General features: G+C 70.6%; 13 protein-coding genes and 1 pseudogene. 7 read left to right on the top strand and 7 right to left on the bottom strand.

The window, feature by feature from the left end:
• The 4 genes and pseudogenes from CCN39_RS52125 to CCN39_RS36615 all read left to right on the top strand — a co-directional run.
• Positions 1–621, top strand: a pseudogene (locus CCN39_RS52125) (nitrate- and nitrite sensing domain-containing protein); the annotation flags it as partial.
• Complete coding sequence (locus CCN39_RS36625; RefSeq protein ID WP_004561253.1) at positions 618–1070, top strand: roadblock/LC7 domain-containing protein; 453 nt, start codon at positions 618–620, stop codon at positions 1068–1070. The pseudogene CCN39_RS52125 and the gene CCN39_RS36625, both read left to right, overlap by 4 nt.
• A 7-nt stretch (positions 1071–1077) precedes the next feature.
• A complete protein-coding gene (locus tag CCN39_RS52120; protein WP_244211160.1) occupies positions 1078–1794 on the top strand; it encodes a DUF742 domain-containing protein in 717 nt (238 codons plus the stop codon).
• 28 nt (positions 1795–1822) lie between these two features.
• Complete coding sequence (locus tag CCN39_RS36615) at positions 1823–2386, top strand: GTP-binding protein (protein WP_004561255.1); 564 nt, start codon at positions 1823–1825, stop codon at positions 2384–2386.
• Between the two features lie 37 nt (positions 2387–2423).
• Here CCN39_RS36615 and CCN39_RS36610 read toward each other — a convergent pair whose 3' ends face one another.
• The 4 genes from CCN39_RS36610 to CCN39_RS36595 form a co-directional block, all read right to left on the bottom strand.
• On the bottom strand, positions 2424–2984 hold the full coding sequence (locus CCN39_RS36610; protein ID WP_086849919.1) for a dihydrofolate reductase family protein: 561 nt from the start codon (positions 2982–2984) through the stop codon (positions 2424–2426).
• 78 nt (positions 2985–3062) lie between these two features.
• Positions 3063–3713: a DUF899 domain-containing protein gene (locus tag CCN39_RS36605; protein ID WP_086849917.1), complete on the bottom strand. Its 651-nt coding sequence runs from the start codon at positions 3711–3713 to the stop codon at positions 3063–3065.
• Complete coding sequence (locus tag CCN39_RS36600; RefSeq protein WP_086849915.1) at positions 3710–4150, bottom strand: SRPBCC family protein; 441 nt, start codon at positions 4148–4150, stop codon at positions 3710–3712. The genes CCN39_RS36605 and CCN39_RS36600 overlap by 4 nt, the downstream gene beginning before the upstream one ends.
• Positions 4143–4469: an ArsR/SmtB family transcription factor gene (locus tag CCN39_RS36595; RefSeq protein ID WP_086849913.1), complete on the bottom strand. Its 327-nt coding sequence runs from the start codon at positions 4467–4469 to the stop codon at positions 4143–4145. The genes CCN39_RS36600 and CCN39_RS36595 overlap by 8 nt, the downstream gene beginning before the upstream one ends.
• Positions 4470–4607: 138 nt before the next feature.
• Here CCN39_RS36595 and icmF point away from each other — a divergent pair, with 138 nt between their 5' ends.
• Positions 4608–7841, top strand: a complete 3234-nt coding sequence (gene icmF, locus CCN39_RS36590) for a fused isobutyryl-CoA mutase/GTPase IcmF (protein ID WP_086849911.1) — start codon at positions 4608–4610, stop codon at positions 7839–7841.
• Here the strand turns inward: icmF and CCN39_RS36585 are convergent.
• On the bottom strand, positions 7838–8521 hold the full coding sequence (locus CCN39_RS36585; protein WP_086849909.1) for a class I SAM-dependent methyltransferase: 684 nt from the start codon (positions 8519–8521) through the stop codon (positions 7838–7840). The two genes, icmF and CCN39_RS36585, sit on opposite strands and share 4 nt — an antisense overlap.
• 76 nt (positions 8522–8597) lie before the next feature.
• Here CCN39_RS36585 and CCN39_RS36580 point away from each other — a divergent pair, with 76 nt between their 5' ends.
• Complete coding sequence (locus CCN39_RS36580) at positions 8598–9428, top strand: LLM class F420-dependent oxidoreductase (protein WP_086849907.1); 831 nt, start codon at positions 8598–8600, stop codon at positions 9426–9428.
• Here the strand turns inward: CCN39_RS36580 and CCN39_RS36575 are convergent.
• Together CCN39_RS36575 and kstR are read right to left on the bottom strand one after the other, a co-directional pair.
• Complete coding sequence (locus tag CCN39_RS36575; RefSeq protein WP_086849905.1) at positions 9382–10077, bottom strand: maleylpyruvate isomerase family mycothiol-dependent enzyme; 696 nt, start codon at positions 10075–10077, stop codon at positions 9382–9384. The genes CCN39_RS36580 and CCN39_RS36575 overlap by 47 nt on opposite strands.
• Positions 10074–10700, bottom strand: coding sequence for a cholesterol catabolism transcriptional regulator KstR (gene kstR, locus CCN39_RS36570; RefSeq protein WP_086849903.1), 627 nt, complete (start codon positions 10698–10700; stop codon positions 10074–10076). The genes CCN39_RS36575 and kstR overlap by 4 nt, the downstream gene beginning before the upstream one ends.
• A gap of 141 nt (positions 10701–10841) precedes the next feature.
• Between kstR and CCN39_RS36565 the strand changes: the two genes are divergently transcribed.
• Positions 10842–11064: acyl-CoA dehydrogenase family protein (locus CCN39_RS36565; protein WP_143264281.1), on the top strand; the 223-nt coding region annotated here is incomplete at its 3' end.

Genomic DNA, 11064 nt, shown 5'->3' with positions numbered 1-11064 from the left:
GCACAACCCGCACAACCCGCGGCCCCGGCACAACCCGCCGCCCCCGCACAACCCGCGGCGGCTCAGCAAGCACCGGCCACCCCCGCCAAGCCGGACGAGGCGCCCGGCCGCCGGCCCGCCGCGGGCGGTGCGCTCCCCAGCCGCCGGCCGGCTCCGGGCGGGTCGTCCTCCGGTGCCCTGCCGCAGCCCAGCCGCCGGCGCCCGGGTGCCTTCCAGGAGTCCGGGCAGCTACCGATCGCCAACGGCCGTCCCGCCGGTCCGCCGTCCTCTCTGCCCAGCCGGAAGGTCCCGGAAACCCCTGCTCCGCGCGTCGAAGAGACCGCCGTCGAAGCCACCGCCGAGTGGAACTTCGGCACCGATGACGGCTGGCGCGCGGTGCAAGCGGTGTCCCAGTCGACACCCTCCACCTTCACTTCGGCAGGATTGCCCCGGCGCCGTCGCGGGGAGCAGCTGCTTCCGGGCAGTGCCGGACCGTCCACCGGGGCCACGGCCCCCCGACCACAACGGGACGCACACGACGTGCGCGGCCGCCTGCGGAGTTTCCAGCAGGGCATCGAGCGCGGACGCCACCGCACCGCACAGGCGGCCGAGAACAACCACGAGACCTTGGAGGGTGAATGACCTCGCCGAGTAGCGCTCAGCCGACGCAGAACCAGTTCGGCTGGCTGGTCAACGACTTCGCGGAGCGGGTGCCCGGCGTGGCCCACGCCGTGGTCGTCTCGGCGGACGGCTTGCTGCTGACCGCGTCGAACCGGCTCCCGCTCGACCGGGCCGACCAGCTCGCCGCCGTCGCGTCCGGCCTGGTCAGCCTCACCCAGGGCGCCGCCCGGTGCTTCGAAGCCGGCGCGGTCAACGAGACCGTCGTCGAGATGGAGCTCGGGATCATGGTGCTGATGTCGATCAGCGACGGGTCCTGCCTCGCCGTCCTCGCCGCCCCCAACTGCGACATCGGCCAGGTCGCCTACGAGATGACGATGCTCGTGGACCGGGTCGGCCAGATCCTGACCCCGGAGCTGCGCGCCCAGCTCCAGGGCTCCGGGGGGTCGCTGATCGGCGAACCGGTGGGATGATGGCGCGATGAGCACGGGGTCCGGATTCGACGGCGAACCACCCGAGGGGCACAGCCCCGCCGGGCGTGGGGACGACGGCACGTTCGCCGACGTCCTCAACGGGTTCACGCTGGATTCCGGCCGTGCCCGCCGGAAGCGCAAGAAGAGCAAGGAGTCCCCGCAACCCCCGGCCGCCGGTGCGCACGCGGCCGCGGATCCGCCGGCGTCCGCGCCGTCGGCCGACCAAGGAGATCGTGTGACCTCTTTAGTCTCGCCACCCGGCAGTACCGACGGGGACAGCCCCAGGCCAGGCGGTTTGTTCGACCCGGGGCCGCCCAGCGGCGAGTTCGTCATGCCGGCGGTGTTCGAGCAGCCGCCCGCGCCCGAGGAACTGACGGCCATCGTGCGGCCCTACGCGCTGACCGGCGGCCGCACCAAGGCCAATTACGCCCTGGAGCTGGAGACACTGATCTCCGCGAAGGACTACGCTGCCACCGGTGGCTTCCCCGAAGTGGCCGCGGAGCAGATCGAGTGCATCTCGATCATGGAAGAGTGCCGGACCCCCCGTTCGGTCGCCGAGATCGTTTCGGCGCTGCGGGTGCCTCTGGGCGTGGCCCGGGTGCTGATCAGCGACGCGGCGGACGCGGGGCTGGTCACGGTGCACAAGACGATTACGGGCAATGACGGCGCCGAGGCACATCTGGTGTTGATGGAAAGGGTTTTGAGTGGACTCCGTCGGCTATAAGGCACCGCGGGACACCGCGCCCCCGACCATGACATCCGCCAAGATCGTGGTGGCTGGCGGCTTCGGGGCGGGGAAGACGACCTTCGTCGGGTCGGTGTCCGAGATCGTGCCGCTGACCACCGAGGCGATGATGACCGACGCCAGCGTGGGCGTCGACAACCTCGACCACACGCCGGGCAAGTCGACGACGACCGTCGCGATGGACTTCGGCCGGGTGTCGCTGGACGCGGACCTGATCCTCTACCTGTTCGGCACGCCCGGGCAGCAGCGGTTCTGGTTCATGTGGGACGACCTGGTCCGCGGCGCCATCGGCGCGGTGGTGCTGGCCGACACGCGCCGGCTGGCCGACTCGTTCGCGCCGATCGACTTCTTCGAGGACCGCGGGCTGCCGTACATCGTCGGCATCAACACGTTCGACGGCGTGCTGGAGCACGACATCAACGACGTCCGCGAGGCCCTGTCGATCGACCCGAACATCCCGATCGTCCGCTGTGACGCCCGGGACCGCGAGTCGACCAAGCAGACGCTGATCACGCTGGTCGAGTACGCCATGCGGCAGTGGATCGCGCTGCGGGCGGCGAACGCGCGCTGACGGCGGGGGCCCGGGGCACGCCCGGGCCCGGCACCGCTCACGCACGGCGGTAGCGCAGCAGCACGACCTGGTCGTCGAACATGCGCGACTGCGCCAGCTCGAGGCCGAGCCGCGCGGTGCCCTCGGCGAACGGCCGCTTGCCGCCGCCGAGGACGACCGGGTGCACGAAGATCTGGTACTCGTCGATCAGGCCGCGCGCGGTGAGCTCGGCGGCCAGCTCCGCGCCGCCCATGAGCAGCAGGTCCGCGCCCGGCTCGGCCTTCAGGGACGCCACCGCCTCGGCCAGGTCACCGCCGAAGACGCGGGTGTTCCAGTCCGCCTTCTCCAGCGTCCGCGAGAAGACGACCTTCGGCGTCGCCCGCCAGACGGGCGCGAACGCGATGTCGTGCGGGTGGTCCGAGATCGACTCGGCGGTCGGCCAGTACGCGGACATCATGTCCCAGACCTTCCGCCCGTAGGCGAACTCGCCCGAGCGCGCGGTCAGCTCCTGCGAGTAGGCGGACAGCTCGGGGCCCATGACCGGCCAGTCGAACTCCCCGTTCGGGCCCTCGACGCAGCCGTCGAGCGAAGTGTGGACCATGTGGATGATCTCGCGCATTTCCGTCTCCTCCTGGTTGCCGGACACGAGGAGGTCGGAGCCGCGGACGCGGACCGGACACGGTCGCCGAAAAATCTTTCAGTACTCGTCGTGGCGGCGCCACCAGGCGCCGGGACCGTCGTCGCCGCGGCTCTCCTCTTCCCACGCTTCCTGGCGGCCGAGCGGCGTGACGTCGAGGTAGCGGTGCGACGCGAGGAACATCTCGCCGCCGCGTCCGGTGGTGAAGTACGTCCGGTAGACGTCGTCGCCGTCGCGCAGGAACACGCTGACGCCGAAGCCCGTGCCGACGCCGCAGTCCTCGGTGAAGTCGCTGCCGTGCGCCGACACCCACGGCACGTCCCAGCCCATCCGCGCCTTGTACCGCTCGATCTCCGCCAGGGTCGCCGGCGCGACGACCGTCAGCGTGACGTCGCGGGCGTGCAGGTGGGCCAGGTGCGGCAGGTTGTCGACGATCAGCGAGCAGCCGGCGCAGCCCGCCTCGTCGCCCGGGTGCAGCATGAAGTGGTAGACGATCAGCTGGCGGCGGCCGTCGAACAGGTCGAGCAGGCTCCTCTTCCCCTCGGCCGACTCGAACTCGTACGGCTTGGCGAAGGGCACCATCGGCAGCCGCCGGCGTTCGGCGGCGAGGTGGTCCGCCGCCTTCATGAGCTCCTTCTCCTTGACGAGCAGCGCGTCACGCGCGGCCTGCCATTCCTCCGGCGAGACGATCTCGGGCAGGGTGGCGGTCATCGGGCGTCCTTTCTGCGGATGAAGCCGGTCAGGTCCTCGAAGCTGGAGGTCCAGCCCTCGTCGTGGCCGTCGCGGTCGGCGGCGGTCGGGAAGCCGGTCTGGACGAACGTCATCTCGGTCTTGCCGCCGAGGTCGGCGAAGCCGATCGTCACGTCGGTCTCGGTGCGCAGGTCGCCTTCGGTGTCCCAGGCGAAGGTGAACGCGAGCCGTTCGGGGGCGGTGATCTCGCGGTAGACGCCGTGCATCCAGTGCTCGTCGCCCTCGGGGGAGCGGATGCACGCCCGCCAGGCGCCGCCGGGCCGGGTGGCGAGGGTGACGGCGGAGCCGGTGTAGCCGTGCGGGCCGAGCCAGCTCGCCAGCTGGTCCGGGTCGGTCCACGCGGCGAAGACGAGCTCGCGCGGCGCGTCGAACACGCGCGTGATGGTGAGATCAGGCATCGCCGGTCAGCCTCCTCAGGTGGTCCTCGAGGCGGTCGAACCCGTCGTCCCAGAACCGGCGGTAGGTGGCCACCCAGTCGGCGACGTCTTCCAGGGGTTTGGCCTCCAGCCGGCAGGGCCGCCACTGGCGGGTCCGGCCCCGGGTGATCAGCCCGGCCTCCTCGAGCACCTTCAGGTGCCGGGACACCGCGGGCAGGCTCATCGGGAACGGCTCGGCGAGCTCGTTCACCGTCGCTTCGCCGGCCGAGAGGCGCGCGAGGATGGCGCGCCGGGTCGGGTCGGCGAGGGCCGAGAACGTCCGGCTCAGCGTGTCGGTCATTTCACCATCCTGTTAATTAACGGACTCCTTAAATATAGGCCCGAGCTGGCGGGTGTCAAGGTTCTCCCGCGCTGCCCTGAGAGCCGCGTCACTGGTCCTCGGGTTTCCAATAGTAGGAAGTCAAAGTATTTTGGAGGGATGAGCAGCGAGCTGTACCGCCCCGTGCACCCCGTCCGGTTCGTCACGGCGTCGAGCCTCTTCGACGGCCACGACGCGTCGATCAACATCATGCGGCGGATCCTGCAGTCCCAGGGCGCGGAGGTGGTCCACCTCGGCCACAACCGGTCGGTCGACGAGGTCGCCACCGCGGCCATCGCCGAGGACGTCCAGGGCGTTGCCATCTCCGCCTACCAGGGCGGGCACGTCGAGTACTTCTCGTACCTGGTCGAGCTGCTGCGCGAACGCGGCGCGGGCCACATCAAGGTCTTCGGCGGCGGGGGCGGGGTGATCGTGCGCGAGGAGATCGAGCTGCTGCACTCGCGCGGCGTCACCCGCATCTTCTCGCCCGAGGACGGCTACGAGATGGGCCTGCCGGGCATGATCAACATGATGATCAAGGCCTGCGACGTCGACCTCGCGGCCGAAGCGCCCGCGCTGGACAAGGTGCTCTCCGGCGACGTCGCCGCGCTCTCCCGCGTCATCACCCAGCTGCAGGCCGGGCAGCTGCCCGGTGCCCTGCTGAGCGGCATCACCGAGGCCGCGGGCAAGCGCGAGGTACCGGTGCTCGGCATCACCGGCACCGGCGGTTCGGGCAAGTCGTCGCTCACCGACGAGCTGATCCGCCGCTTCCGTCTCGACCAGGAGGACAAGCTGCGGATCGCGGTGCTCGCCGTCGACCCGTCGCGGCGCAAGGGCGGCGGCGCGCTGCTCGGCGACCGCATCCGGATGAACTGCCTCGACGGCTCCCCGGTGTACTTCCGCTCGCTCGCGACGCGCACGACGTCGGGGGAGATCCCGGCCGGGCTGAGCGAGTCGATCCTGGCCTGCAAGGCCGCCGGGTACGACCTGGTGATCGTCGAGACGCCGGGCATCGGCCAGGGCGACGCCGGCATCGTCGACTTCGTGGACGAGTCGCTGTACGTGATGACGCCGGAGTTCGGTGCCGCGTCGCAGCTGGAGAAGATCGACATGCTCGACTTCGCCGACGTCGTCGCGATCAACAAGTTCGAGCGCCGCGGCGCCGAGGACGCCCGCCGCGACGTCGCGCGCCAGCTGGTGCGCAACCGCGAGGCCTTCTCTTCGGCGCCGGACGACATGCCGGTGTACGGCACGAGCGCGGCGAAGTTCAACGACGACGGCGTCACGGCGCTGTACCAGCACCTGCGGGGCATGCTCGCCGAGCGGGGCCTCGGCATGTCCGCGGGAACGCTGCCGCAGGTCGAGGGCAAGGTCTCGACGGACGCGTCGACGATCATCCCGGGCCACCGGTCCCGGTACCTGGCCGAGATTTCCGAGACCGTGCGCGGCTACCACGCGAAGACCGAGCAGCAGGTCGCCGCGATCCGCAAGCGCGACGCGCTGGCGCTGGCGCGCGCCGAGCTGTCCAAGGTGGACGCGGCCACCGACGCGCTCGACGGGCTGCTCGCCGCGGCCGAGTCCGATGTGGACGGCGAGTCGGCGAAGCTCCTCGAGCGGTTCCGGTCGCTCGCCGAGGAGTACCGCCAGGACGAGCTGGTCGTGAAGATCCGCGACAAGGAGCTGCGCACGCAGCTGTGGCGCGACACGCTGTCCGGCAACCGGATCCCGCGCGTAGCCCTGCCGCGGTACGCCGAGTCCGGCGAGCTGCTGTCGTTCCTGCGCCGCGAGAACCTGCCGGGTTACTTCCCGTACACCGCGGGCGTGTTCCCGTTCAAGCGCGACGGGGAGGACCCGGCGCGGATGTTCGCCGGCGAGGGCGACGCGTTCCGCACCAACCGCCGCTTCAAGCTGCTCTCGGCGGATTCCGAGGCCAAGCGGCTCTCTACGGCGTTCGACTCGGTGACGCTCTACGGCCACGACCCCGACACCCGCCCCGACATCTACGGCAAGGTCGGCACGTCGGGTGTGTCCATCGCGACGCTCGACGACATGAAGGTGCTCTACGACGGCTTCGACCTGACCGCGCCGAACACGTCGGTGTCGATGACCATCAACGGCCCGGCGCCGACGATCCTCGCGTTCTTCCTCAACACAGCGATCGACCAGAAGCTGACGGCGTTCCGCGAGGAGCACGGCCGCGAGCCCTCCGACACCGAAGCCGCCGAGCTGCGCGAGTGGGTGCTGCGCAACGTCCGCGGCACGGTGCAGGCCGACATCCTCAAGGAGGACCAGGGCCAGAACACCTGCATCTTCTCGACCGAGTTCAGCCTCCGGATGATGGCCGACATCCAGGAGTGGTTCATCGAGCACGGCGTCCGGAACTTCTATTCGGTGTCGATTTCGGGCTACCACATCGCCGAGGCCGGGGCGAACCCGATCTCGCAGCTGGCGTTCACGCTGTCCAACGGCTTCACCTACGTCGAGTCGTACCTCGCGCGCGGCATGGACATCGACGACTTCGCGCCGAACCTGTCGTTCTTCTTCTCCAACGGCATGGACGCGGAGTACTCGGTGCTCGGCCGGGTGGCGCGGCGGATCTGGGCGGTGGCGATGCGCGAGCGCTACGGCGCGAACGAGCGGTCGCAGAAGCTGAAGTACCACGTCCAGACGTCCGGCCGGTCGCTGCACGCGCAGGAGATGAGCTTCAACGACATCCGCACCACGCTGCAGGCGCTCTGCGCGCTGTACGACAACGCGAACTCCTTGCACACCAACGCGTTCGACGAGGCGATCACGACGCCGTCGGAGTCGTCGGTGCGCCGCGCGATGGCCATCCAGATGATCATCAACAAGGAGTGGGGCCTGTCGAAGAACGAGAACCCGCTGCAGGGCTCGTTCGTCATCGACGAGCTGACCGACCTGGTCGAGGAGGCCGTGCTGGCCGAGTTCGACCGGATCAGCGAGCGCGGCGGCGTGCTCGGCGCGATGGAGACCGGTTACCAGCGCGGCAAGATCCAGGACGAGTCGATCCTGTACGAGCGCAAGAAGCACGACGGCTCGCTGCCGATCATCGGCGTCAACACGTTCCGCAACCCGCGTTCGGGAGAGGACGAGGTCGAGGTCGAGCTGGCGCGGGCCACCGAGGACGAGAAGAAGTCGCAGCTGGACCGCCTGGCGGACTTCCAGCGCCGCAACCACGAGGAGGCCCAGCAGGCCCTGAAGGCCCTGCGCGAAGCGGCCACCCGCGGCGGCAACCTGTTCGGGGTGCTGATGGATGCCGCGCGGGTGTGCTCGCTGGGGCAGATCACGGAGGCGTTCTTCGAGGTCGGCGGCCAGTACCGGCGCAACGTCTAGCGGCGCACCGCCTTCAGCTGCCAGACCGGGACCAGGACCCGGCCGTCCGCGTCGGTCTCCAGCCCGGTCAGGCTGCCCGGCTCCTCGCCGAGCACGACCCGGACGCTCTGCCGCAGCTCCTCCGCCGTCATCGACGTCGTGTAGAGCGTCGGTTCGAGGCGTTCGATCGTCCAGTCCCGGCCGACGGTCTCCCGGAGGTTGGCTTCGCTGATCAGGTACGGCGCCGGGAAGCCGGCCGGGACTTCCTCCGAGAAGCAGAACAGGTGCAGCACCGCGCCGGGCCGGGTCGCGCGGGTCAGCGCCGCGAGGTACGCACGCCGCTCGTCCTCGCCCAGGCAGTGGTACAGCGCGCTGTCGAGGACCGTGTCGAAGCGCCCTTCGTAGCCTTCGAGTTCGGTCGCGTCGGCCACCGCGAAGGTGACGCCCGGCGCGCGGGTGCGAGCCTGCTCGACGGCCGACGGCGCGCCGTCCAGGCCGGTCACCTGCAGGCCACGCGAGGCGAGGAACGCCGAGTTGTCCCCGAGCCCGCACCCGATGTCGAGCACCTCGCCGGTGAACTCCCCGGCGTCGGCCAGTGCGACGACCGCCGGCTGCGGCGCGCCGAGGTCCCATGGCATCTTTCGGCCCATCGGGGTGGCGCCTTGGTAGAGCTCCTCGAAGTCGACGTCCTGCACGTCCATGACTACCCCCTTATTCAACGTATGATGAGATGACTCCATCCTGCACCCGCTGTCAACCCGGTGGTAAGCGTTGACCATGAAATTCGGAATCTCGACGTTCGTGACCGACGAGGGCATCCGGCCCGACGTACTCGGTGCCGCGCTGGAAGAACGCGGCTTCGACTCGCTCTTCCTGGCCGAGCACTCGCACATCCCGGTGAGCCGGGAAAGCCCGTACCCGGGCGGCGGCGACCTGCCGCGCGTGTACTACCGCACCCTCGACCCGTTCGTGGCGCTGACCGCGGCGGCGACCGCGACGTCGGAGCTGCTGCTCGGCACCGGGATCGCCCTGCTGATCCAGCGCGACCTGATCCACACGGCCAAGGAGGTCGCGTCGCTGGACCTGATCTCCGACGGCCGCGCGCTGTTCGGCGTCGGCGTCGGCTGGAACCGGGAGGAGATGCGCAACCACGGCACCGATCCGAAGACCCGCGGCGCGCTGATCGACGAGCAGCTGGCCGCGCTCAAGGAGATCTGGACGAAGGACGAGGCCGAGTTCCACGGCGAGCACATCGACCTCGACCCGATCTTCAGCTGGCCGAAGCCGGTGCAGAAGCCGCACGTCCCGATCTACATCGGCGGCGAGAGCGAAGCCGCCCTGAACCGCCTGGCCAAGTACGGCGACGGCTGGCTGCTCCGGGGCTACACGAAGTACCAGGAGGCGCAGCGCGTCCGCGGCTGGCTGGCGGACCAGGGCCGCGAAGACGTCCAGTTCGCGGTCTTCGGCGGGCCGACGACGCCGAAGGTGATCGACGGCTTCCGTGAAGCCGGCGTCGAGCGGTACACGTTCCTGCTGGACACCCTGCCGGAGGCCGAGACGCTCAAAGCGCTCGACGAGCTGGCGGAGGTGGCCGCCGCGCACCGCTGACGCCCGGCCAGGGGCCCAGCTCCGGGAGATCGCCGGTGAGGCCGTCACCGGCGGTCCGGCCGGACAGCCAGGCGGCCAGGTCCCGCACGGACCCGGTCACTTCGCGGCCGCCGCAGCCCCAGGTGCGGTCGCCCGCCCGGACGGTGACGCCGTCGGGCAGGCGCCCCGCGAGGAAGTCCACGGCGTGGAAGCCGAAGTCTTCGGGCCAGTCGGCGACGCCGATGCCGATGTCGAGGTCGACGGCGTGGATCCACACTTCGCGCCAGCGCGCGAAGACCGTGCTGGACAGCCTGCCGTCGCGGTAGTCGACGTGCTGGTCCCAGTCGCGGACCCGGGCCCAGGCGTCCTCCAGGCGGACGGAGTGCCGGAGCAGGGCGCGCCGGTGCTCGTCGGCGGTCCGGCCCGCGGTCGCTTCGATGATGCCGTCGCGGTCGTGCGTCCGCGGGTCGTAGAGCGGGATGAGCACGCCGAGCAGGGCGTGTTCGACCAGGTCCGCGAGCGCGCGGCCGGCGTCGGTGACGTGGGCCAGCACGTGGCCGCGCGTCCACCCCGGCAGCGGCGACGGCGCGCGGACCTGCTCGTCGGTCAGCTCGTCCAGCGCCCGGTGCAGCCGGCGGTGCGCTTCGGCGACCGCCGCGACCGGGATCACTTGTCGAGCAGCAGGTGCACCGACAGTTCGAGGCGGTTCGCGACGTCGGCGGCCGAGGCGCGGCGGGTCACCCAGGCCACCAGGTTCGCCATCCAGACGTCCGCGACGACGTGGAAGATGTCGCGGTCGGCCTCGGTCGGCTCGGCGATGCCCATCGCCTTGGCGAACATGTTCTCCATCAGCCGCCCGACCTGCTCGACCTCGGCGGCGGCGGAGGTGTCGGCGAACATGAACGCGCGCACCATCGCCTCGGTCAGGTGCGGGTCGCGCTGCATCATGCGCGTGTTGCGGCCGAGCACGAACATCAGCCGCTCGGCGGGCGTGTCACCCGGGATGGCCTGGCGTTCCAGCTTCTCCTGCGCGCGCTCGAACTCGCGGGCCAGGCCGGAAACGAGCAGGTGGATCTTCGAGGGGAAGTACCGGTACAGCGTGCCGAGGGCGACATCGGCCTTCTCGGCGACGGCGCGCATCTGGACGGCGTCGTAGCCGCCCTTCGAGGCGAGCGCGAGGGTGGCGTCGATGATCCGGCGGCGGCGGTCGCGCTGGGCGGCCGAGCCGAGTTCGTCGGCCCCGATCGCGCTCAGGCCGTTGCCGCGGGCCTTGGTCTTGCCTGGCATCGGCATTCCCCCGTCCTTGGGAACTTGTTCCAGTTCACGACGTAGATTACCTGTCCTGGCGAACCTCGCGACAATTGACCCACTGGCCGGAAAACTGTAACACGTTCTACACTCGCGAGTAGTGTCGCCCATTCACGAGGAGACCCCATGCCGGTCGCGCTCACCGAGGAACAGGCCGCGCTGGCCGAAGCGATCCACGCCTGGTCCGCGGCGCACCACCCGCGGGAGGCCGTGCGCGCTGCGGAAACCGGGGCCGGGGCACGGATCCCGGCCGGCTTCGCCGAGCTCGGCCTGTTCGGGGTGGCGCTGCCCGAGGCGGCCGGCGGGGCCGACGGCAGTGTCGCCGACCTCGCCGCCGGGCTCGCCGCGG

The organism is Amycolatopsis kentuckyensis, assembly GCF_002155975.1.
Classification (GTDB): Bacteria; Actinomycetota; Actinomycetes; order Mycobacteriales; family Pseudonocardiaceae; genus Amycolatopsis; species Amycolatopsis kentuckyensis.
Note: the sequence above shows the minus strand (reverse complement) of the source record. Positions and strands in the feature narration are given on the sequence as shown.

Bases quoted from the DNA above. Each gene is read 5' to 3' on its own strand.
- CCN39_RS36605 (WP_086849917.1), bottom strand. From the start codon at position 3,713: ATGACCGCCACCCTGCCCGAGATCGTCTCGCCGGAGGAATGGCAGGCC.
- CCN39_RS36600 (WP_086849915.1), bottom strand. From the start codon at position 4,150: ATGCCTGATCTCACCATCACGCGCGTGTTCGACGCGCCGCGCGAGCTC.
- CCN39_RS36610 (WP_086849919.1), bottom strand. From the start codon at position 2,984: ATGCGCGAGATCATCCACATGGTCCACACTTCGCTCGACGGCTGCGTC.
- kstR (WP_086849903.1), bottom strand. From the start codon at position 10,700: ATGCCGATGCCAGGCAAGACCAAGGCCCGCGGCAACGGCCTGAGCGCG.
- CCN39_RS36580 (WP_086849907.1), top strand. From the start codon at position 8,598: ATGAAATTCGGAATCTCGACGTTCGTGACCGACGAGGGCATCCGGCCC.
- icmF (WP_086849911.1), top strand. From the start codon at position 4,608: ATGAGCAGCGAGCTGTACCGCCCCGTGCACCCCGTCCGGTTCGTCACG.
- CCN39_RS36625 (WP_004561253.1), top strand. From the start codon at position 618: ATGACCTCGCCGAGTAGCGCTCAGCCGACGCAGAACCAGTTCGGCTGG.
- CCN39_RS52120 (WP_244211160.1), top strand. From the start codon at position 1,078: ATGAGCACGGGGTCCGGATTCGACGGCGAACCACCCGAGGGGCACAGC.
- CCN39_RS36615 (WP_004561255.1), top strand. From the start codon at position 1,823: ATGACATCCGCCAAGATCGTGGTGGCTGGCGGCTTCGGGGCGGGGAAG.
- CCN39_RS36585 (WP_086849909.1), bottom strand. From the start codon at position 8,521: ATGGACGTGCAGGACGTCGACTTCGAGGAGCTCTACCAAGGCGCCACC.
- CCN39_RS36595 (WP_086849913.1), bottom strand. From the start codon at position 4,469: ATGACCGACACGCTGAGCCGGACGTTCTCGGCCCTCGCCGACCCGACC.